This window comes from Streptomyces sp. GQ60 (genome assembly GCF_059758875.1).
This window is the reverse complement of the sequence record NZ_JCAXEG010000001.1, coordinates 81715-101247: the sequence shown is the minus strand read 5'-3', so window position 1 is coordinate 101247 and position 19533 is coordinate 81715. Positions and strand designations below refer to the sequence as shown.

Sequence of the window (19533 nt, the reverse complement as noted above, 5' to 3'; positions counted from 1 at the left end):
CCCCCACCGGATCAGCGCCGACGGTGAAGCAGCCTGCCGCCGATGACCGTGGCCACACAGCTCGTCGGGCCCTCCGCCAGGAGCTCCGCCGGACCGGACACCGCGAAGACCGCGAACCGCGCCGGGGCGCCCGGCTCCAGGACTCCGTGGAAGGCCTCCTCGGCCGCGGTCCGGCCGGCGAGCGGGTCCAGGGAGGCCGGACCCTCGTAGGGCGCGGGCGGAAGGACGGTGAGCCCGGAGCGGACCACCGCCGTCCGGACGGCCGGGCTGGTGAGGCGGCCGGCCACCGCGACCACCCCGCGGGCGAGCAGCTTCTGCGTGCCGCGCCGCGCGCTGTTGCCCCAGCGCGGCTCGGTCATCTTCAGGTCTGCCAGCGCCGCGGCGCCGCTGATCGGTTCGGCCCCGAGCTCGGTGATCTCGTACGGGTCGTCCGGGTAGTACGTGCGCTCCAGCAGCTCGTCGCCGCCGCGCACCAGCAGCCCCGGGGTCAGCACCCCGGGCCAACTGCGGGCGCGGGCGTGCGGATAGGCCGCGGCGAGCTCCTCGTACGGGCCCAGCCGGGCGATGCGGTCCCCCTCGACCAGGACCGCGCCGCCGGGCAGCGGCGCGGCACCGGCACCGGTCCCGGTCGGACCGGTGACGAGGAGTTCGGCGGTGTGGATCGTCAGCACGGGCGCGTCAGTTCGAGGAGATGAGCTTCAGCTCGGGGTGGGCCGTACCGCCCTCGATGGCGGTGGAGGAGATGTGCGAGACCACGCGGTCGTCGACCGGGTCGTTCGCCGGGTCCTCGTGCACGAGGAGGTGCTCGTACGTCGTGGCGCGCTGCGCCGGGACGCGGCCCGCCTTGCGGATGAGGTCGATGATCTCGATGCGGTTGGAGCGGTGCTTGGCACCGGCCGAGGAGACCACGTTCTCCTCCAGCATGATCGAACCGAGGTCGTCGGCGCCGTAGTGCAGGGAGAGCTGGCCCGCCTCCTTGCCGACCGTCAGCCAGGAGCCCTGGATGTGGGCGATGTTGTCGAGGAAGAGCCGCGCGATGGCGATCATGCGCAGGTACTCGAAGACGGTCGCCTGGGTCCGGCCCTTGAGGTGGTTGTTCTCGGGCTGGTACGTGTACGGGATGAAGGCGCGGAAGCCGCCCGTGCGGTCCTGCGTGTCGCGGATCATCGCGATGTGCTCGATGCGCTCGGCGTTGGTCTCGCCGGTGCCCATCAGCATGGTGGAGGTGGACTCCACGCCCAGCTTGTGGGCGATCTCCATGATCTCCAGCCAGCGCTCGCCGGACTCCTTGAGCGGGGCGATCGCCTTGCGCGGCCGCGCCGGGAGCAGCTCGGCGCCGGCGCCCGCGAAGGAGTCGAGGCCGGCGGCGTGGATGCGCTGGATGGCCTCCTCCGCCGACACCTTGGAGATCCGGGCCATGTGCTCGACCTCGGACGCGCCGAGGGAGTGGATGACCAGCTGCGGGAAGTCCTTCTTGATGGCGGCGAAGTGGTGCTCGTAGTACTCGACGCCGTAGTCCGGGTGGTGGCCGCCCTGGAACATGATCTGCGTGCCGCCCAGCTCGACGGTCTCCGCGCAGCGGCGCAGGATGTCGTCGAGGTCGCGGGACCAGCCCTTCTTCGCGTCCTTGGGGGCCGCGTAGAAGGCGCAGAACTTGCACGCCGTCACGCACACGTTGGTGTAGTTGATGTTGCGCTCGATGATGTACGTCGCGATGTGCTCCGTACCGGCGTAGCGCAGCCGGCGGGCCGCGTCGGCGGCCTGGCCCAGCGCGTGCAGCGGCGCGTGGCGGTAGAGGTCGAGCGCCTCTTCCTGGGTGATCCGGCCCCCAGCGGCGGCTCGGTCGAGGACTGACTGGAGAGCGGCCTGGTCGGTCACCGGTGCGTCACCTTTCGGCTGGGTCGTTCGGCTGGGTCGTTCGCCCGGCGTTCGGCTGTGTCAAGGCTCCGGACCGATCCAGCCTACGCCAGCCCCTCCGGCTCCCGGTCTGGCCCCCTGCGGAATGTCCCGAAGAGCCCGAGTCCCGGGCCGGCCCCGGGAACCCGCCTCACGAACCGCCTCACGAACCGGCTCACGGGACCGGCTACGGGACCGGGCCGACGCCCAGGACGGTGCCGAAACCCGGGTCGAGCCCCAGCCCCAGGCCCGCGTAGAGCACGCCCGCGAGGGCGCCGCCGGCCATGAACGGGCCGAAGGCGATCGAGCTCCCGCGCTCCACCCGGCGCAGGGCGAGCCGGGCGTACCCGTGCACGGTGGCCGCGGCGAACGCGGCGAAGGTGCCCGCGATCAGCTCGAACCACCCGTACCAGCCGAGGACCTGCCCCACGGTCAGGGCCAGGGTGACGTCGCCGAACCCCATGCCGGGCGGGTAGATCAGATGGAGGACGAGGTACACGGACCAGAGGGCGAGTCCCCCCAGCAGGGCCCGCGTCCATGATCCGCCGGTACCCGTGAACAGGGCGGCCACGCCGAGTGCGGCCGCGGTGGTGGCGGCCAGCGGCAGGGTCAGTACGTCGGGCAGCCGGTGCACGGCCCGGTCGACGAAGCAGAGCAGGACGGTGATCGGCGCCAGCAGCAGCCAGGCGGCCAGTTCGGGCCGCGCCCCGACGCCGGCCCCGAGCGCGAGACAAACGAGGGTGGTGGCCAGCACCGCCCCGGCAGCGGGCGCGTAGCCACCGCGCCACCGGCCCGCGGGCACGCACCGGGGGCACACCGCGCGGCCCAGCCAGCCTCCGGCGGGGCCGGTCAGCGGGTGGCCGGCCGGGCAGGCCGAGCGCCGGGGCAGGCCCGCCTCGACGGAGAGGCGGTACGCGGCCCGGGGCAGGAGGAGTCCCGCCGCCGCGCCCCAGAGCGTGACCCCGGCCACGAACAGCGTGATGCCCACGTCAGCCCGCCACCGCTGCTCCGCGGCCCGGAGCGGCCGCCCGTTCCCGGATCCTCATCCCACGCCCCCGCCCCGCACCCCGTGACCTGGCGAAGCACGCTAGCAGCGGCCACGGGCACCCTCAAGGACCTGTGGATACGCCACCGGGCCCCTCGAAGGGGACAGCGAAAGGGACGGTGAAAGGGCAACGCATTCCCGGTGAACAGCGGGCATTCGCCTTTCCCGCCTTTTCCGATCCACGAAAAGCCGGGAAAGGTGAATTCCGGCACAAGCCGCACTAATGACCCGGCACGCCCACCGGCAGGAGCTCTACGTTCACATCGGGCGCATAGCCCGTCGTGAGTCCCGTCCGCCGCGCGAATTCACGTACGCCGGCCAGTTGGTCGGGGCCGAAGCGGAAGTCGAGCGTCGTGAAGTAGCGCTCCAGCAGTTCCGCGTCGAAGGCCTCCCAGCGGGCCGCCTGCTCGGCCACCTTGCCGACCTCCTCCAGGGACACGTCCCGGGAGGCGAGGAAGGCCTCGTGGACCTTCCGCACGACCTCCGGCTCGCGCTCCAGGTACTCCTTGCGGGCGGCCCAGACGGCGAAGACGAACGGCAGTCCGGTCCACTCCTTCCACATCGACCCGAGGTCGTGCACGGTCAGGCCGAGACGGGGTGCGTCGTGGAGCGAGGCACGCAGCGCGGCGTCGCCGATCAGCACCGCCGCGTCCGCCTCCTGCATCATCAGGCCCAGGTCAGGCGGGCAGGTGTAGTAGTCGGGCCGCACCCCGTACTTCTCCGCGAGCAGCAGCTGGGCCAGGCGTACGGACGTTCGCGAGGTGGATCCCAGGGCGACGCGGGCGCCGTCGAGCCGGTCCAGGGGGACCTGCGAGACGATCACGCAGGACATGACGGGGCCGTCGCAGCCGACCGCGAGGTCGGGGAAGGCGACGAGCTCGTCCGCGTTGCGGAGGAACTCCACGAGGGTGATGGGGCCGATGTCCAGGCCGCCCTGGACGAGGCTCGCGCTGAGCTTCTCCGGGGTGTCCTTGGTCAGCTCCAGGTCCAGCAGCGTGCCGGTTCTGGCCAGCCCCCAGTAGAGGGGGAGGCAGTTCAGGAACTGAATGTGGCCGACACGGGGCCGGCTGCGGTAGGCGTCCACATCGCGAGACTAGCCCCCATCTCTCCGTCAGCCGTCTGGCGGGTCTCAAACGTCCGAGTGACGTGATCTTTCCCTCTGGTCTCGGCCGCAGGGTGCGTGCTAGGCTCGACGCAAGTTGCAGTTTGGTTTCCCTTGCAGTACGAGGCCTGCGGAGAATGTGACCCGCAGGCTTTTGTAGTTTTCAGACTTCTTAGCAGGTTCTGGAGCAGGGCGACCCTTTGGCCCATAGGAGGGCTCATGGCTACCGGAACCGTCAAGTGGTTCAACGCTGAAAAGGGCTTCGGCTTCATCGCCCAGGACGGCGGCGGCCCGGATGTCTTCGTCCACTACTCCGCGATCAACGCCGCCGGCTTCCGCTCCCTCGAGGAGAACCAGCTGGTGAACTTCGACGTCACCCAGGGTCCGAAGGGCCCGCAGGCGGAGAACGTCACCCCGGCCTAGTCGCCTGGGCCAACCAATCGCGGTTGGATATGCAGTACCCAAGGAGCCCTGTCTTCTCTGCGCGAGCAGAGTCGACGGGGCTCCTGCCTTTTGCCCCGGCCCGGCCTAGGACGGGGTGATCCGGTACGTGAGGTGCGTGACCTGCGGGGAGCCGACCACCCGCGTGGGCACGAGGTCGAGACCGGGTGAGACCCCGTCGAAGAGCCGGACGCCCGAGCCGAGCACGATCGGCGCGAGGTGGATCTGGAGTTCGTCCAGCAGCCCGGCGCCGAGGTACTGGCGCACGACGTCCGCACCACCGGAGACCTGCACGTCCTTGCCCCCTGCGGCCTCGCGGGCCCGGGCCAGCGCGCTGTCGATGCCCTCGGTCACGAAGGTGAAGGTGGTGCCGCCCTGCCGCACCCATGGTTCGCGCGGGGTGCGGGTGAGGACGAAGACGGGGGCGCGGAAGGGCGGCGGGTCCGGCCAGCCGGCCTCGCCTTCGGCGAACATCCGCCGCCCCATGACGTAGGCGCCGGCCCGGGAGAAGTTCTCCTGGACGACGATGTCGTCCTGATTGACCTCCCCGCCCTCGATGTTCTGGCGCTCCCGCCAGCTCTCGACGCCGAAGACCCATGCGTGGATGCGCATTCCGCCGTCGCCGAGCGGGTTGCCGGGCGAGGAGCCGGGGCCTGCGATGAAGCCGTCCAGGGACATGCCCAGGCTGGCGAAGACCTTGCTCACGCCTGCTCCCCGGTGGTGAAGAAGCCGGTCAGGACGGGGGCGAGGAGCTGCGGGTCGATGGTGTGCTCCTGGCGGGGGAAGACGTGCAGGGCGAAGTTGTCGGCCAGTGCGGCGAGCCCCCGCGCGCCGTCCAGCATGTGCGGTGCGCCCGCGTCCCCGCTGCCGACGAGGACGGGCACGGTCACGGACCGCCAGCGGTCGGCGGGCAGCGGCCGGCCGGACATGGTGTCGCCCATGACCTGCCCGTCGTAGGGCAGGGTGCGGGCGGTGGCCTCCATGCCGGCCCAGAAGGGGGCCTGGCGCATTCCGGTGACGGCCTCGGCGGGCATGCCCGCGGCCGCGGTCATGAAGTAGGCGACCGCGTCGCCGTACGCCCCCTGCTCCACGAGTTCCGTCAGGTGGGCGACGTAGTCGGCGGGCAGCGGCGGGCGGCTGTCGTCGGTGATGAAGGGGGGCTCGTACAGGGCCAGCCGGGAGACGGCGCTGCCCCGGGCCACCGCCTCCAGCGCCAGCACGGCACCGGAGGACATCCCGAACAGCATGGCCTCGCCGCCCGCCCGCCCGATCAGCGCGTCCAGGTCCTCGACCTCGCGCTGGACCTCGTACGCCGCACCGTCCCCGCTGTCGCCCCGGCCCCGGCGGTCGTAGGTGATCACGGTGAAGTGCTCGGCCAGCAGCGCGGCGAGTGCGGCGGAATCACCGCGCGTCATGAAAGCACCGCCGACGAGCACCACGGCCGGTCCCGAGCCGTGCTGCTCGAAGGCGATGGCCGTGCCGTCTGCGGAGAACACCTTGTCCATGGGAAGCCACTCCAAATGTCTGCGCGGTACGCGGGGCCGCAAGCGCCCCGCGCTCTGGAACTAGACCGTACAGTACTCATCGGAGTACTGATCAGTCCAGTACTGTTCCTGGGGACACGACACGGATCGAGAGGACGTCGGTGATGGACAGCCGTTCAGCGCGCAAGCACGAGGCGATCCTGGAGGCCGCGACCAGCGCCTTCCTGGAAAAGGGGTACTCCGGGACGAGCATGGACGACATCGCGAAGCTCGCCGCGGTGTCCAAGCAGACCGTCTACAAGCACTTCGCGGACAAGGAGAAGCTGTTCGCCGAGATCGTCCTGGCCACCACCGACCGCATCGACGGCATGGTCGACCTGGTGGCCGACGTCCCCGCCGACGCCGAGGGCCTGGAAGAGAACCTGACCCGTCTCGCCCGGCAGCTCCTGGAGACCCTCACCCAGCCCCAGGTCATCCAGCTGCGCCGCCTGATCATCGCCAACGCCGACACGTTTCCCGAGGTGGGCGCCGCCTGGTACGAGCAGGGCTTCGAGCGGGTCCTGACCACCCTGGCCGCCACCTTCGGGCGGCTCGCCGACGAAGGGCTGCTCAAGGCCGACGACCCCGTGCTGGCCGCCCATCACTTCGCCGGCCTGCTGCTGTGGATCCCGGTGAACCGGGCCATGTTCCACGGCAGCGCCCAGCACACCGGCGCCGACCTCGACCGCTGCGCCGCCGGCGGCATCCGCGCGTTCCTCGGCGCCTACCGGGCCTGAGACCAGGACCCCCGGGATCGTTCCCGGGGGTCCTGGACCTGCGCGTCGCGTCGAGCGGTACCGGGTCGAGCGGTACTAGCCCTGCCGGGTCGGCCGCCCGGTCACCGGCGGCTCCGTCACGGGAGTTCGGTGACCGGGGGCTCCGTGACCGGCGGCTCCGTGACCGGGGGCTCGGCCGCGGTGACGGTGATCTCCAGGAAGAGGACCACCTGGTCCGAGATCCGCACGCGGAGCGTGTACGTGCCCGCGGCGACACCGGTGGTGGACAGCTCCGGCAGGGCGATCTTGCCGTCCGCGCCGGTCGCCGGGAGCGCCAGCTCCGTCAGCTTCTTGCCGTCCTTGTCCAGGAAGTACGGGGTCTCCCCCGCCTTGGCCGGGTCCGCCGGGACCCACGTCCCGTCCGCGTCCTTGGCGCCGAGCCCGGCCGTGGCCTTGGCCCCGGCGACCGGCTTGTCCTTCGCCGTCGCCAGGAACTCCACGCCCTTGATCCCGGTCCCGGCCACCGCGGTGAGCGGCTTGCCGGCGTTCGCGTCGCTGCGGACCAGCTCGTCCGCCACCGGGACGGGTACCGGCGTGGCCGGGGTGACCTTGCCGGCGATGCTCACGGAGACCTCGACCGAGGCGGCGTAGCCCGTGGCGCGCAGGGTGAACGCGCCCGCCTTCAGGCCCGCCTTCAGCTGCGGAACCCTGACCAGGCCCTTGGCGTCGGTGCGCAGGACCGCGAAGTCCTTGCCGTCGGCCGCGAAGACGGTGCGGCCGGTGGTGTCGTCGTCGACCGAGACCACGATCACCTGGTCGACGGCCGGCATGCCGTCGGTCAGCACCGCCTTGATGAGCGGAGTGCGCGGGAACACCGTCCCGGCCTCGGCCGTGAGCTCGGCCGTGCCGATCCGGACCAGCTTGCCCAGGGTCGGGGTGGGCGTCGGCGTCGGGGTGGGGGTCGGCGTCGGGGTGGGGGTCGGCGTGGGAGTCGGCGTCGGGGTCGGGGTCGGCGTCGGCGTCGGGGTGGGCGTCGGGGTGGGCGCCGGCGGCACGGGGGTCGGCGGCGTCGGCAGGTACGGCGGGTTCGGCGTCGGGTAGTTGCCCGACGGCGGGTTCGGCACCGGGGTCGCGCCCTGGCCGGCCTGGTACTGCCGCATGTAGCCGAGCACCGTGTTCACGTACTCGCGCGACCTGTTGTAGCTGAGGACCGCCTTGTCGAGGTCGCCCGCGTCGGAGAGGTTGCGCTGCCCCGCGCAGAGGTAGAGGCCCGCGCCCAGTGCCGCGTCGTAGATGTTGTTGGGGTCGCGCTTGCCGTCGGCGTTGCCGTCGGCGCCCCAGGTCGACCAGGTGGAGGGGATGAACTGCATCGGGCCGATCGCGCGGTCGTACTCGGCGTCCGCGTCCCACTCGCCCTTGTCGGTGTCCCTGATCTCGGCGAAGCCGTTGCCGTCCAGGCGCGGCCCGCGGATCGGCTTCTCGGTGTACCCGTCCGCCTTCAGGCCGTAGCCGGAGGCGTGCACGGATTCCACCCTGCCTATGCCCGCCAGCAGTTGCCAGGGCAGGCGGCAGCCGGGGAGTGCGGCGGCCACCGAGATCTCGGCACGCTTGTAGGCGTCGAGGGCGGTCGCGGGTATGCCGGCGGTGGCCCCGTTGGGGCTGGCGGCGCCGGGGGGTGCCGGCGGCGGGTCGGCGACCAGGTCCGGGAGGTCCAGCCGGGCGTCACCGCGATCGGCGGCCTGGGGGCTGTCGGGGGTCGGCTCGGCTTCTCCCGCGCCCGCGATCGGTGTGTTCGTCACGACCGCGGCAGTGGTCAGGCTGGCCGCGAGGGCGGCCGTGCACATGACTTTGCGCGAGGTGTTGACGAGGTGACGGTGAAGTGGCTTCACAGTGCGGCGATCCCCCCAGAGCGGTGGCCGATCCAGGCCCCCGTAAAACGTAAAAAGTCGTATAACGCTCCGCACGCCCCAAATGCCTCCGTGCGGACGGCCGATCGGGCCGTGGAGGTTAACTGTCTATCAGTTCTTCGCACGCGACTCGCCGCCGCCCCGGGAGATGTGCCCCACCATTCGCCCGACCTTCACGGGACCTTGCCCGAAAACGGACAAAGGACTTAGGTCCTTGCCTGATTCGCACCAATGGCACCTACTTGCCCGCTCTACGATCTTTAGTCTTGGGAAATGGCAACCAGCAAGAAGGACCAGCGGCGCGGGGCCCGCGACCGGATGCGCGAGGAGCGCGAGGCCCGGGCCCGGCGCGAGAAGCTGCGCGGGCGCGTGCTGACCGGCGGCGCGCTGGTCGCCGTACTGGCCCTCGCGACCGGCATCGGCCTGTACGCGGCGAACGCCTCGGACTCCGGCGACGAGGCAGCCGGCAAGCCCTTCGTCCAGCCGGCCCACACCGCCGGCAAGGACGGGATCGTGATCCCGTACGGCAAGGCCGAGGCGAAGAACGTCCTCTCCGTCTGGCTCGACCCGCGCTGCCCCTACTGCGCGGGCGTCGAGGTCGGCCTCGGGAAGACCATCAAGGAGCAGGCGGACGCGGGCACGTACCGCGTCGAGTACCACTTCGCCACGTTCCTGGACAAGGCGCTGGGCGGCGGCAAGGGCTCCAAGCGGGCGGTCAACGCGCTGGGCGCCGCGGTGAACGAGAGCCCGGAGAAGTTCACGGAGTACCTCCAGGTGCTCTACAAGAACCACCCGGAGAAGGAATCGGACGACAAGTTCGGCTCCACGGCCACTCTGCTGGACCTCGCGGAGCAGGTCCCGGGCCTGCGGACACCCGCCTTCAACAAGGCGGTCAAGGAACTCACCTACATGCCGTGGGCAGAAAAGGTCGGCCAGGCCTTCTACGACCAGGACATGAAGGGCACTCCGGACGTCTCGATCAACGGCACCAAGCTCACGGTGAACTCCGGCAAGGGGATCGACTCGATCACCCCGGACGAGTTCGAGAAGCTGATCGCCGACCACCTGAAGTAGCCGGACTTGGGCGAAAGCGCCGTGCGCGGCGCCGCGCGGAAGTACGTTCCTCAGGGGCTCGTCGGGGGCCGCATACGAGGGATCCGGGGAGCACGAGGGATCCGGGGAGAGCGCGGGGGTGGGCGAGGTGCTGGCGGAATCGTTGGCGGCGTTGGCCGCGGCCGGGGGCACCGCGGTGGTGCAGGCCGCGACGACGGACGCCTGGACGGAGCTCCGCGACCGGGTCGCGCAGTGGTTCGGGCGCGGCGACGGCGGGCGGGAGCGCGTGCAACTGGAGCGCTTGGACCGCACCGCGGCCGAACTCGTGGCCGGCGGCGGCTCGGAGCAGGAACGGGGCCTTCAGGCGAGGGTGTGGCAGACCCGCATCGAGGATCTGCTGGAAGGCCTGGACGAGGACGCGGAGCGGGAGCGGGCCGCCGCCGAGCTGCGCGCCCTGCTGGAGGACACCGCAGCGGCCGGCGGGGTCTCGGCCGGAGCCGGCGGAGTCGCCGCCGGGCGGGACGTCACCGTGACGGCCGAGGGCGGATCGATCGCGGCGGCCGTGCTGCACGGAGGCGCGCACATCGGCCCCCCTCCCGTGCCGGATCCGCCCCGGGGCTGAGCGGACCGGCGTTCTCAAGCCTTCCCGACAGCACACCGCCCGACGGCGGTGTGCGGGTCCAGGCCGGCCAGGGCAGCCTGGCGGCGTACCGCGTCGACCACGTCACCTACCAGGCCGCTCCCCGGTACGCCGTCTCCTGGCCGCACCAGGTCGGGGTGATCCCCCGCCGGGCCGGTTCGTTCCAGGACCGGGCCGAAGCGCACCGCCTGCGCTCCGCCGTGGAGGGCGGGGACACGGCCGTGGTCTGCCAGGTGCTGGCCGGGATGGGCGGGGTGGGCAAGACCCAGCTCGCGGCCGACCACGCCCGCCGTGCCTGGGCCGACGGACAGGTCGACCTGCTGGTGTGGGTCACCGCCGCCACCCGCCAGGCCGTCATCGACGCCTACGCCCAGGCCGCCGTCGACGTCCTGCACGCCGATCCCGCCGACCCGGAGCGTGCCGCGCGGGCCTTCCTGGCCTGGCTCGAACCGAAGCCCGTACCCCACGCCCCCCGCTGGCTGATCGTCCTGGACGACGTCGCCGACCCGGCCGACCTGCGCGACCTGTGGCCACCGGCCCCTCCGCACGGCCGAACCCTGGTCACCACCCGTCGCCGCGACGCCGCCCTCGCCACCCACGGCCGGCTGGTCCCGGTGGGCGTGTTCACCCCGGCCGAGGCCACGGCCCACCTCCAGCACGCCCTGGCCGCCCAGGGGCGCCGCGAATCCGAAGCGAACCTCGCCGCCCTGGCCCAGGACCTCGGCCACCTGCCGCTCGCCCTGTCCCAGGCCGCCGCCTACCTCACCGACACCCACATCACGGTCGCCCGCTACCGCGCCCGCCTCGCCGACCGCGCGCGCCACCTGGCGGACCTGCTCCCCGAGCCCGGCGCCCTGCCAGACGACCAGTCGACCCCCGCGACCGCCGCCTGGTCCCTGTCCGTGGACCGCGCGGACGAGCTCCGCCCGGCCGGTCTGGCCCGTCCCCTGCTCCAGCTCGCCGGGATGCTCGACCCGAACGGCATCCCGGACCGGGTGCTGGCCGGCGATCCGGCCCTGAGCTACCTCACGGCCCACCGGGCGTTCCTGCACCGCCACAGCCCCGCCCCGGAACCCCCCGCGGTCACCGAGGAGGAGGCGACCGGCGCGCTGCGGGCGCTCCACCGGCTGAGCCTGATCGACCACTCCCCCGAAGAAGCCCACCAGGCCGTACGCGTCCACCAGATCGTCCAACGGGCCGTCCGCGACCCGCTCTCCCCCGATCACCTGGACCTGCTCGCGCGCATCGCGGCCGCCGCCCTCAACGAGGCCTGGCCCGAGACCGAACGGGACGCCGGCCTGGCCAGTGCCCTGCGCGCCAACACCACCGCCCTGAACGCGTGCGCCGAAGGCGCCCTGCACCAGCCCGCCGTCCACGCGGTCCTGTACCGCCTCGGTGAAAGCCTCGGCCGGGCCGGGCAGGTGGCTGCCGCCGTCCACCACCTCCAGCACCTCGCGGACACCGCCGCCCGCTACTTGGGCCCGGACCACCCCAGCACCCTCACCAGCCGGAACAACCTCGCCCGCTGGCGCGGGCAGGCGGGGGACACCGCCGGGGCCGCGGAGGCGCTGACCCTTCTCCTGGAGGACCACCTGAGGGTGCTGGGCCCGGACGACCCCAGCACCCTCACCATCCGTACCAACCTCGCCGCCCTGCGGGGGAGGGCGGGGGATGCGGCCGGGGCGGCCGCCGCCCTCGGTGTCCTGGTGGAGGACTGCGCGCGGGTGCTGGGCCCGGACCATGCCGGCACCCTTACCGCCCGGAACAACCTCGCCCTCTGGCTCGGAGAGGCCGGGGACGCGCCCGGGGCCGCCGCCGCGCTCGCCGTCCTGGTGGAGGACTACCTGCGGGTCCTGGGGCCGGACCACCTCAACACGCTCGCCACCCGGAACAACTTGGCGGGCTGGCGCGGGCACGCGGGCGATCCGGCCGGGGCCGCCGCCGCGTTCGCCGCCCTGCTGGAGGACCAAGTGAGGGTGCTCGGCCCGGACGACCCCAGCACCCTCACCACCCGCTTCAACCTCACCCACCTGCGGGGCGAGGCGGGGGATCCGGCCGGAGCCGCGGACGATGCCGCCGCCCTGCTGGAAGACCGCCTGCGGGTGCTGGGCCCGGACCATCCCGACACGCTCACCACCCGGCACAAGCTCGCCTACTTGCGGGGCAGGGCGGGGAATCCGACGGGAGCCGCCACCGCACTCGCCGCACTCCTGGCGGACCGCCTGCGGGTGCTGGGCCCGGACCACCTCGACACCCTCACCACCCGCTTCAACCTCGCCGCCTGGCAGGGAAAGGCAGGGGATTCGAGCGGGGCCGCCAAGGCGACCGCCGCCCTGCTGGAGGACTTCCTGCGGGTGCTGGGCCCGGAGCACCCGCACACCCTCACCACCCGGGCCCATCTCGCCCACTGGCGCCGGGCGGCCGGGGAGCGATGACGGCAGCCGCTCCCCCGGTCACAAGCAGGCCCACACCGTCTTCCCCGGCCCGCCCCGCGCCCTCGGCGCGACGCCCCACTCCCGCGCCAGGGCCCGTACGAGCACCAGCCCGCGCCCGCCCTCCGCCGACCAGGGGTCCACGGCAGCCGCCGCCTCGGGCGGCAGCCGGTCCCCCCGGGCGTCGCTCACCTCGATCCGGACCCGCAGGCCGTCGTAGCCGAGCCGCACCTCGAAGTCCCGGCCGGGCACCCGCCCGTGCAGCACGGAGTTCGCCGCCAGCTCCCCCACCACCAGCTCCACGTCCTCCGCGAGGGCGCAGCCGTGCGGAATCCCCCAGGCGGCGAGCTGCACCCCGGCCAGCCGCCGGGCCAGCCGGGCGCCGCGCGGGGTGGCGGAGAGAAGCTGCCGGAACTCCGCCGGTGCCATGTCACTCAATTCGGTCGTCACCTCACCGAGCGTGGCCGGTCCGCCGTACGCTTTCCAGGAACGGCGGCGCTACGGGGAACCCCCGTAGGGCTGGCGGCGGTTGCGTGTACGGCCCGTACGGACGAGGGCGGATCAGCCTATGAACGACCTGTCGGAGCGCGAAGAAGAGCCCGAGCGACCGGTGGAGGTCGACGGCACCGCGTACCTCTTCAAGGCGCTCGGCAAAATCATCAAGGTGCTGCGGGAACGGGCGGGCTTGCAGCAGAAGGAGCTCGCGGCGCTCGTGCACGTGGGAGAGGACCTGGTGTCCTCCATCGAGCGCGGCGTACGGACACCCCAGCCGGACTTCCTGGAGAACGTCGACCGGGCGCTCGGCGCCGGGGGCGTCCTGATCGCGGCGATCCCGGACGTGAAGGAGGCGCTGAAGCGGGCGCGGACCCGGCACCCGGATTGGTTCCGGAAGTTCGCGGACGCGGAGTCGAGGGCGGTGGCGCTGCACTACTACGAGGTGCAGGCGATCCCGGGATTGCTCCAGACAGAGGCGTACGCCCGGGCCCTGTTCCGGCACCGACGCCCGGTACTGGACGAGGAGACCATCGAGAAACGCGTGGCGGACCGGCTCGCCCGCCAGGTAATCCTGGAGCGGTGGCCCGCACCCACACTCAGCTTCGTGCTGGAGCAGTCAGTCCTGCTGCGCCCGACGGGCGGCGAGGACGTGCACCGTGCGCAGTTGCGCCGCCTGCTGGACGTGGGCAGCCTGCGCACCGTCCAGCTCCAGGTGATGCCGCTAGACCGCGATGAACACCCCGCTCTGGACAGCGCCTTCACCCTCCTTCGACACAAGGGCCGCAACGAGGTTGCCTACACCGAGAGTTACGGCCACGCGAACCTCATCACCGACCCGGAACAGGTGAGGGTCTACAGCGAGCGCTATGGGATCATCCGGGCACAGGCACTCACGCCCCACGAGTCGCTTGCCCTGATCGAGAAGATGCTGGGAGATCGGTAATGGACACCACGGACCTGGCCTGGTTCAAGAGCAGTTACAGCTCCGGCGAGGGCGGCGAGTGCCTCGAAGTCGCCTTCGACTGGCGGAAGTCGAGCTACAGCAGCGGCGAGGGCGGCAACTGCGTAGAGGTCGCCGGCTGCGCCGACTCCATCCGCATCCGGGACTCCAAGGTTCCGGCCGGGCCCCAGCTGGCCGTCGCCCCCGGGGCCTGGGCAGCGTTCCTCGGCGGGATCGCGGAGGCGTAGGACGGGGGGGCCACTGCCCGTGGCCCCCCCCTCGCCTTCCGGTTGCGGGTCAGCCCAGCAGGGCCTTGACCGCCGTGATCACGGGAACTCCCGCCTCTCCGACGAGTGTGGCAATTCCGGAGAACGTCCCGAGGATTCTCCTGAATCTCCCCTCCGGCGGATTCTCCCGGAGTTCTTCCACCGCCGCGTCGATTTCCGCCCGGTCCACGTCGTCCAGGTGCTGCCGCATCGCCTGGACTTCTTCGAGGAGCTTTTCGATCGCCGAGGCTTCCGGCGGAGTTCCGCCGGCGTATTTGCCTCCGGCGACGATGTCTCCGGATCCGCTGTGCGTGGCGTTTCCGATGCTGCCGGCGCCGTGCTGCGTGTAGCTGTCGCCGGCCATCACCGGCCACCTCCCCGGATGTCCCCGGATCCGCTGTGCTCGGCCCGGCCGATGCTGCCGGCGCCGTACTGCTTGATCTGGTCCCCCATGACGGCTTCCTTGATGTTGATGGTCACCGGGGCGGCGTCGGGCCGGCCGATGGCCTTCGTGATCTCGAAGACCAGGTTCTCGATCTCGGTGTGGTCCAGGGACCACACCGCCTCGCGCTGGATGCCCGAGGTGTTGAGGACCAGGCCGTACACCGGGGGCCTGCTGATCACCTTCACGAGCTGCCAGATCAGCAGCCCGAAGACGGCGACCGCGATGACCCCGGCGACGTTTCCGAAGATGGCCGCCGCGATTCCGCCGATGATGAGGCAGAGGAAGGCCCGGCCGATGAACCTGCGCCAGGCCGCCCCCTTGTCCACCTCCAATACGCGCTGACCCACGTGGGAGATGTTGTGCAACGGATAAGCCTCACCGTCGACCCACAGCACACCTTCTTGCACGCGGACTTGGACCGTCGAATTGCTACCCGCCATTTCGCGCCCCCCTGGCTCTTTTTGGCGTTGACGGCACGAAGTGTAGGGCGGGCCCGACCAGCCAAGTAGGGATTGGACCATTTCGACGTAGTCATGATCCATTCCGGATTCCGCTTGACAGGCGGCACGGCGGAATACCGGGTTCCCCAGGCGGCGGCCCGACGGCGGGGCGTCGGCCCGGGGGTGAAGTAGTCCACCGGGCACACGGCCCGAAGGTGCAGGTCACCGCAGGTTCAGTGGCCCAACCCCCGTGACAGTCCGGTGACATGGAGCGGACGCTTCGTCTACACGCCGTCCGTAATTTTCTTCTTGCAGCAACGCCCCAGCCTCGACAGTTCCGACTGGCAGAGAAGGTGCCCTGCGACCTCCCTTCTTCCACCACCTGCCACGTCACGGAGTTCCCCATGTCGATCCGCACCCGCTCCCGCCGCCAGACCCTCCTCCGCTCCGCCGTCGCCACCGCCGCCCTCGCGGGAGTGCTCCTCGCGCCGGGCACCGCCTTCGCCGCCGATGCACCCAAGACCGACGCCTCGGTCCAGGGCCTGGGCGGAGAGCTCGTCAAGCACCTCGTCCTGGCCAACGGCACCAAGGCGGACCTGTGGAAGAAAGGCAAGGGCTCGTACTGGCTGGACGTCTACTCCGAGGGCAGCAGCCAGCTCGGCAGCATCAGCGTCGGCGGTCCGGGCGAGAAGGCGGAGGACGGCGAGCAGATCGCCGGCATGTGGGTCACCCTGAACAGCAAGGGCCAGGTCCAGTCGTGGAAGAACCCGGAGTCCCGGGGATTCGCGCAGGGCGGCAGCGAGACGCGGCAGGGCTGCACGGTCTCGACCCACATGGCCACTCCCTTCGACGGCGTCAGCCTGGTGCTCTCCAACGGCCCCTCGGGCCCGGTCGCGAAGCTCATCGACGCCAAGGGGTCCCGGACGCTGGCCACGCTCAACAAGGCCAACCCGGTCGGCCTCACCGGCGGCGCCCGCATCAAGGCCAGTGACGACCCGCTGACGCCGCAGCTCCAGATGCGCGTCGCCGACGGCGCGCTCCCGTGGCTGGGCATCAGCTTCCCCAAGCCCCTCAAGGACTGCGGCGTCAAGCCCTCCACCCAGCCCAAGCCGTCCACCCAGCCGAAGCCCTCCGCCACCCCGAAGCCCGCGGTCTCCGCCCACGGCGGCTCGCAGACCTCGGTGGTCCCCAAGGGCGGTGTGGCCGCCGGCGCCGAGGTGGCCGACTCCGGCAACGACACGTTCGCGTGGAGCGCGGCCGGCGCGGGCTCCGCGGTCCTCGGGGCCGCCGGCTTCGTCCTGCTCCGCCGCCGCTCGGCGCAGCAGGGCTGAGCCGACACATCCTGCCCTCGGAAGGCCCTCGGGCCTTCCGAGGGCCTTTGGGGTGCTCCCCGGGCTTCGGCCCGTCCGGATGCCGGCTGCGGGGGATGCCACGGGGGTGCGACCCTCGCAGCCGCCCAAAAATGCGTCGACAGCGCCCCTCGGTCCCCGGCAAAGTGGCCGCCCGTGACGAGCAGTGAGCTGTGGACCCGTGAGACCGCCGACCGCTACGACGCCGAGGAGGCCGAGTCGTCCTCGGCCGCCGCTCTCGGACCGACCCTCGCCTTCCTCGCCGAGCTCGCCGGAGACGGCCGGGCACTGGAGTTCGCCATCGGGACCGGACGCGTGGGCGTCCCGCTCCGGGAACGCGGCGTGCCGGTGGTGGGCATCGAACTGTCCGAGCACATGGCGGCGGTACTGCGGCGCAAGATCGACGAGGACACGCTCCCGGTGGTCATCGGGGACATGGCCACCACCGTCGTTCCCGGCCGGTTCACCCTGGTCTATCTCGTCTACAACACCATCACGAACCTGCTCACGCAGGACGAGCAGGTCGCGTGCTTCCGCAACGCCGCCCGCCATCTGGAGCCGGGCGGCCGGTTCGTCATCGAGCTGGGCGTGCCGCCGCTGCGGTTCCTGCCGCCCGGCCAGGTCGCGGTGCCGTTCGACGTCTCCGAGCAGCATCTCGGCTTCGACACCTTCGACCTCGTCGAGCAGGTGCTCGTCTCGCACCACTTGACCCGAGACGGCGACGGCGGTCATTACCGCCGCGAGAACTCCCGGCACCGCTACGCCTGGCCGGCGGAGCTCGACCTGATGGCACGGATCGCCGGGCTGGAGAGGGAACGTCGCGTCGCGGACTGGGACGGTGCGCCGTTCACCCAGGACTCCACGAAGCACGTCTCCGTGTGGCGCAAGCCGACCTGAGGTCAGCCGCCGAGCGCTGACCGGTCAGCCGTACAGCTCCTCGATCTCCGTCGCGTACCGCTCCGCCACCGCCCGGCGGCGGAGTTTCAGGGTCGGGGTGAGGGTGCCCGCCTCTACGGTGAACTCCCCCGGCAGCACGCGGAAGGCGCGGACGCGGGCCGGGCGGGAGACCGTGGCGTTGGCCGCCTCCACCGCCTCCGCCACCAGGGCCCGTACGGCGGGGTGGTCGCCGGGGGCGGCGGGGTCCAGGGTCACCGACTCGCGGGCCGCCCAGGCGGCGATCTCCTCCGGGTCCAGGGTGATCAGGGCCACCGGGTGGGGACGGCGGTCGCCGATCATGACCGCGCGGGAGACGTAGCGGGAGCGCTGGACGGCGAACTCCAGCTCGGTGGGCGTGATGTTCTTGCCCGCCGAGGTGATGATCAGCTCCTTCTTGCGGCCGGTGATGGAGAGGAAGCCGTCCGGGTCGACCTCGCCGAGGTCGCCGGTGTGCAGCCAGCCCTCCCCGTCCAGCGCCTCCGCCGTCGCGGTGGCGTTGGCGTGGTACCCCGGGAAGATCATCGGGCCCCGGGCCAGCACCTCCCCGTCCTCGGCGATGCGGACCTCGCAGCCGGCGATCGGGCGGCCCACCGATCCGTAGCGGACCCCGTCCGGGTGATTGAGGCTGATGACCCCGCCCGACTCCGTCATGCCGTAGCCCTCGAAGACCGCGATCCCGCAGGCCCGCAGGAAGTCGAGGGTGGCCGGGGCGATCGGGGCGCCGCCCGTCAGCGCCCATTTCAGGCGGCCCCCGAAAGCGCCCCTGACCAGGGAGTACAGGGATGCGTCGGCGGCCTCGTACGCGGCGCGGTCCGCGGCCGGCAGGCGTCCCTCGGAGGCCAGGACCCCGAGGCGGACCGCCTCGGCGAAGCGGTCCGAGCCGCCCTCCTGGGACTCCGCGAGGGAGAGGACCACGGAGTGGAGCTTCTCGAACAGGCGCGGCACGGAGGGCAGATGGGTCGGCCGGGCCTCGGCGAGCTCTCCGATGACGTCCTCGATGCGGCCGCCGAAGTAGCACAGCTCCCCGCCCTCCAGGAGGGTGGTGAACTGGATCAGCTGGGCCAGCAGGTGGGCGAGGGGGAGGTAGAGGTACGTGGAGTCCCCCGGGCCGCCCTTGACGAGCGGGAGGGTGGCGTCCTGGATCGCGCCGAGGTTGGCGTGCGTGAGGCGGCAGCCCTTGGGCAGGCCGGTGGTTCCCGAGGTGTAGACGATGGCCGCGTCGGCCGCGGGGTCCACCGCCGCGGCCCGGGCCAGGAGTTCGGCCTCCGGCGCCGGATCCGGGAGGGCGCGCAGCCCGTCCATGGCCACGACCGCGCGCAGCGCGGGGAGCTTCGGCCGCAGCGCCTCCACCCGGGCCGCCTGGGCGGCGTCGTCGCAGACGGCCACCACGGCCTCGGAGTCCGAGAGCACCCAGGCGAGCTCCTCCTCCCCGGCCGTCGGGTACACCGGCACGAGGACGGCTCCCGCGGCCAGGACCCCGAAGTGGGTGTACGTCCACTCCGGCCTGGTCTCCGCGAGCACCGCGACGCGCTCGCCGGGGGCGACCCCGAGGGCGAGCAGGGCGCGCCCCGACTCCCGGACGCGGGCGCGCAGTTGCCCGTAGGAGACGGTGGCCCAGCCCCCGGCCCCACCCTGGTCCGGTGCCGCGGCCGCGGCCCCGGCCTCGCCCGCGCCGCGGCCGTCCCCGCGCTTGTGGCGCAGCGCGGTCTCGGCCGCGTACCGCTCGCCCGTCCACTCCGTGAACAGCGCCAGCGTGCGCGGCCGCACGGATCCGTCCGTCTCGCTCCCAGCCATCGGGCTCATCGGGCTCGCCTCCCCCTCGGGTCGTACCGATGACGCTAGGCACCGGGGAGGCGTCCGCGGCATGACCGGAAGCGTCACCCCCGCTGACCTCAGCGCTCATTGCG

At 72.2% G+C, this 19533-nt stretch carries 20 protein-coding genes; 9 read left to right on the top strand and 11 right to left on the bottom strand.

What is annotated here, in order from left to right; translation table 11 throughout:
* Nucleotides 1-11: 11 nt before the first annotated feature.
* The 4 genes from AC6CKD_RS00535 to AC6CKD_RS00520 form a co-directional block, all read right to left on the bottom strand.
* Nucleotides 12-671, bottom strand: a complete 660-nt coding sequence (locus AC6CKD_RS00535) for an imidazolonepropionase-like domain-containing protein (protein ID WP_498324499.1) — start codon at nucleotides 669-671, stop codon at nucleotides 12-14.
* 7 nt (nucleotides 672-678) lie between these two features.
* Nucleotides 679-1878, bottom strand: a complete 1200-nt coding sequence (mqnC, locus tag AC6CKD_RS00530) for a cyclic dehypoxanthinyl futalosine synthase (RefSeq protein WP_498324498.1) — start codon at nucleotides 1876-1878, stop codon at nucleotides 679-681.
* Between the two features lie 205 nt (nucleotides 1879-2083).
* Nucleotides 2084-2884, bottom strand: coding sequence for a prepilin peptidase (locus tag AC6CKD_RS00525; RefSeq protein WP_498324497.1), 801 nt, complete (start codon nucleotides 2882-2884; stop codon nucleotides 2084-2086).
* A gap of 277 nt (nucleotides 2885-3161) precedes the next feature.
* Nucleotides 3162-4025: a menaquinone biosynthetic enzyme MqnA/MqnD family protein gene (locus AC6CKD_RS00520; RefSeq protein ID WP_498324496.1), complete on the bottom strand. Its 864-nt coding sequence runs from the start codon at nucleotides 4023-4025 to the stop codon at nucleotides 3162-3164.
* Between the two features lie 237 nt (nucleotides 4026-4262).
* Between AC6CKD_RS00520 and AC6CKD_RS00515 the strand changes: the two genes are divergently transcribed.
* Nucleotides 4263-4466: a cold-shock protein gene (locus AC6CKD_RS00515; RefSeq protein ID WP_112451444.1), complete on the top strand. Its 204-nt coding sequence runs from the start codon at nucleotides 4263-4265 to the stop codon at nucleotides 4464-4466.
* A gap of 105 nt (nucleotides 4467-4571) precedes the next feature.
* On the opposite strand, the gene AC6CKD_RS00510 is transcribed toward AC6CKD_RS00515, so the two are convergent.
* Together AC6CKD_RS00510 and AC6CKD_RS00505 are read right to left on the bottom strand one after the other, a co-directional pair.
* Complete coding sequence (locus tag AC6CKD_RS00510; RefSeq protein WP_498324495.1) at nucleotides 4572-5189, bottom strand: dihydrofolate reductase family protein; 618 nt, start codon at nucleotides 5187-5189, stop codon at nucleotides 4572-4574.
* Nucleotides 5186-5989 carry an alpha/beta fold hydrolase gene (locus AC6CKD_RS00505; protein WP_498324494.1) on the bottom strand — a complete coding sequence of 268 codons (804 nt, stop codon included), beginning with the start codon at nucleotides 5987-5989 and terminating at the stop codon, nucleotides 5186-5188. Before AC6CKD_RS00505 ends, AC6CKD_RS00510 begins: the two co-directional genes overlap by 4 nt.
* Nucleotides 5990-6132: 143 nt before the next feature.
* Between AC6CKD_RS00505 and AC6CKD_RS00500 the strand changes: the two genes are divergently transcribed.
* Nucleotides 6133-6744, top strand: coding sequence for a TetR/AcrR family transcriptional regulator (locus tag AC6CKD_RS00500; RefSeq protein WP_498324493.1), 612 nt, complete (start codon nucleotides 6133-6135; stop codon nucleotides 6742-6744).
* 116 nt (nucleotides 6745-6860) lie between these two features.
* Here AC6CKD_RS00500 and AC6CKD_RS00495 read toward each other — a convergent pair whose 3' ends face one another.
* Nucleotides 6861-8612, bottom strand: coding sequence for a lytic transglycosylase domain-containing protein (locus AC6CKD_RS00495; RefSeq protein ID WP_498324492.1), 1752 nt, complete (start codon nucleotides 8610-8612; stop codon nucleotides 6861-6863).
* A 291-nt stretch (nucleotides 8613-8903) separates the two neighbouring features.
* Between AC6CKD_RS00495 and AC6CKD_RS00490 the strand changes: the two genes are divergently transcribed.
* From AC6CKD_RS00490 to AC6CKD_RS00480, 3 genes are all read left to right on the top strand, one after another.
* The gene (locus tag AC6CKD_RS00490; RefSeq protein WP_498324491.1) at nucleotides 8904-9704 is read left to right on the top strand and encodes a thioredoxin domain-containing protein; all 801 of its coding nucleotides are present in this window, start codon (nucleotides 8904-8906) and stop codon (nucleotides 9702-9704) included.
* A gap of 127 nt (nucleotides 9705-9831) precedes the next feature.
* Nucleotides 9832-10305 (top strand): hypothetical protein, encoded by a 474-nt coding sequence (locus tag AC6CKD_RS00485; RefSeq protein ID WP_498325380.1) that lies wholly within the window; start codon nucleotides 9832-9834, stop codon nucleotides 10303-10305.
* A gap of 50 nt (nucleotides 10306-10355) precedes the next feature.
* The gene (locus tag AC6CKD_RS00480; RefSeq protein ID WP_498324490.1) at nucleotides 10356-12758 is read left to right on the top strand and encodes a tetratricopeptide repeat protein; all 2403 of its coding nucleotides are present in this window, start codon (nucleotides 10356-10358) and stop codon (nucleotides 12756-12758) included.
* Between the two features lie 18 nt (nucleotides 12759-12776).
* Here the strand turns inward: AC6CKD_RS00480 and AC6CKD_RS00475 are convergent, their stop codons facing one another.
* Nucleotides 12777-13205: an ATP-binding protein gene (locus tag AC6CKD_RS00475; RefSeq protein ID WP_498324489.1), complete on the bottom strand. Its 429-nt coding sequence runs from the start codon at nucleotides 13203-13205 to the stop codon at nucleotides 12777-12779.
* Nucleotides 13206-13323: 118 nt separating this feature from the next.
* Between AC6CKD_RS00475 and AC6CKD_RS00470 the strand changes: the two genes are divergently transcribed.
* Nucleotides 13324-14193 carry a helix-turn-helix domain-containing protein gene (locus AC6CKD_RS00470; protein ID WP_498324488.1) on the top strand — a complete coding sequence of 290 codons (870 nt, stop codon included), beginning with the start codon at nucleotides 13324-13326 and terminating at the stop codon, nucleotides 14191-14193.
* Nucleotides 14193-14438, top strand: coding sequence for a DUF397 domain-containing protein (locus tag AC6CKD_RS00465; RefSeq protein WP_498324487.1), 246 nt, complete (start codon nucleotides 14193-14195; stop codon nucleotides 14436-14438). Before AC6CKD_RS00470 ends, AC6CKD_RS00465 begins: the two co-directional genes overlap by 1 nt.
* A gap of 49 nt (nucleotides 14439-14487) precedes the next feature.
* Here the strand turns inward: AC6CKD_RS00465 and AC6CKD_RS00460 are convergent, their stop codons facing one another.
* Both AC6CKD_RS00460 and AC6CKD_RS00455 read right to left on the bottom strand, forming a co-directional pair.
* On the bottom strand, nucleotides 14488-14820 hold the full coding sequence (locus AC6CKD_RS00460; RefSeq protein WP_498324486.1) for a hypothetical protein: 333 nt from the start codon (nucleotides 14818-14820) through the stop codon (nucleotides 14488-14490).
* Complete coding sequence (locus tag AC6CKD_RS00455) at nucleotides 14820-15341, bottom strand: DUF6232 family protein (protein ID WP_498324485.1); 522 nt, start codon at nucleotides 15339-15341, stop codon at nucleotides 14820-14822. The genes AC6CKD_RS00460 and AC6CKD_RS00455 overlap by 1 nt, the downstream gene beginning before the upstream one ends.
* 404 nt (nucleotides 15342-15745) lie before the next feature.
* Between AC6CKD_RS00455 and AC6CKD_RS00450 the strand changes: the two genes are divergently transcribed.
* Nucleotides 15746-16672, top strand: a complete 927-nt coding sequence (locus AC6CKD_RS00450; protein WP_498324484.1) for a hypothetical protein — start codon at nucleotides 15746-15748, stop codon at nucleotides 16670-16672.
* A gap of 174 nt (nucleotides 16673-16846) precedes the next feature.
* Entirely contained in the window at nucleotides 16847-17587 is a 741-nt protein-coding gene (locus tag AC6CKD_RS00445) for a class I SAM-dependent DNA methyltransferase (protein ID WP_498324483.1), read from the top strand.
* A gap of 24 nt (nucleotides 17588-17611) precedes the next feature.
* Here the strand turns inward: AC6CKD_RS00445 and AC6CKD_RS00440 are convergent, their stop codons facing one another.
* A complete protein-coding gene (locus tag AC6CKD_RS00440; RefSeq protein ID WP_498324482.1) occupies nucleotides 17612-19429 on the bottom strand; it encodes an AMP-dependent synthetase/ligase in 1818 nt (605 codons plus the stop codon).
* Nucleotides 19430-19533 lie beyond the last annotated feature (104 nt).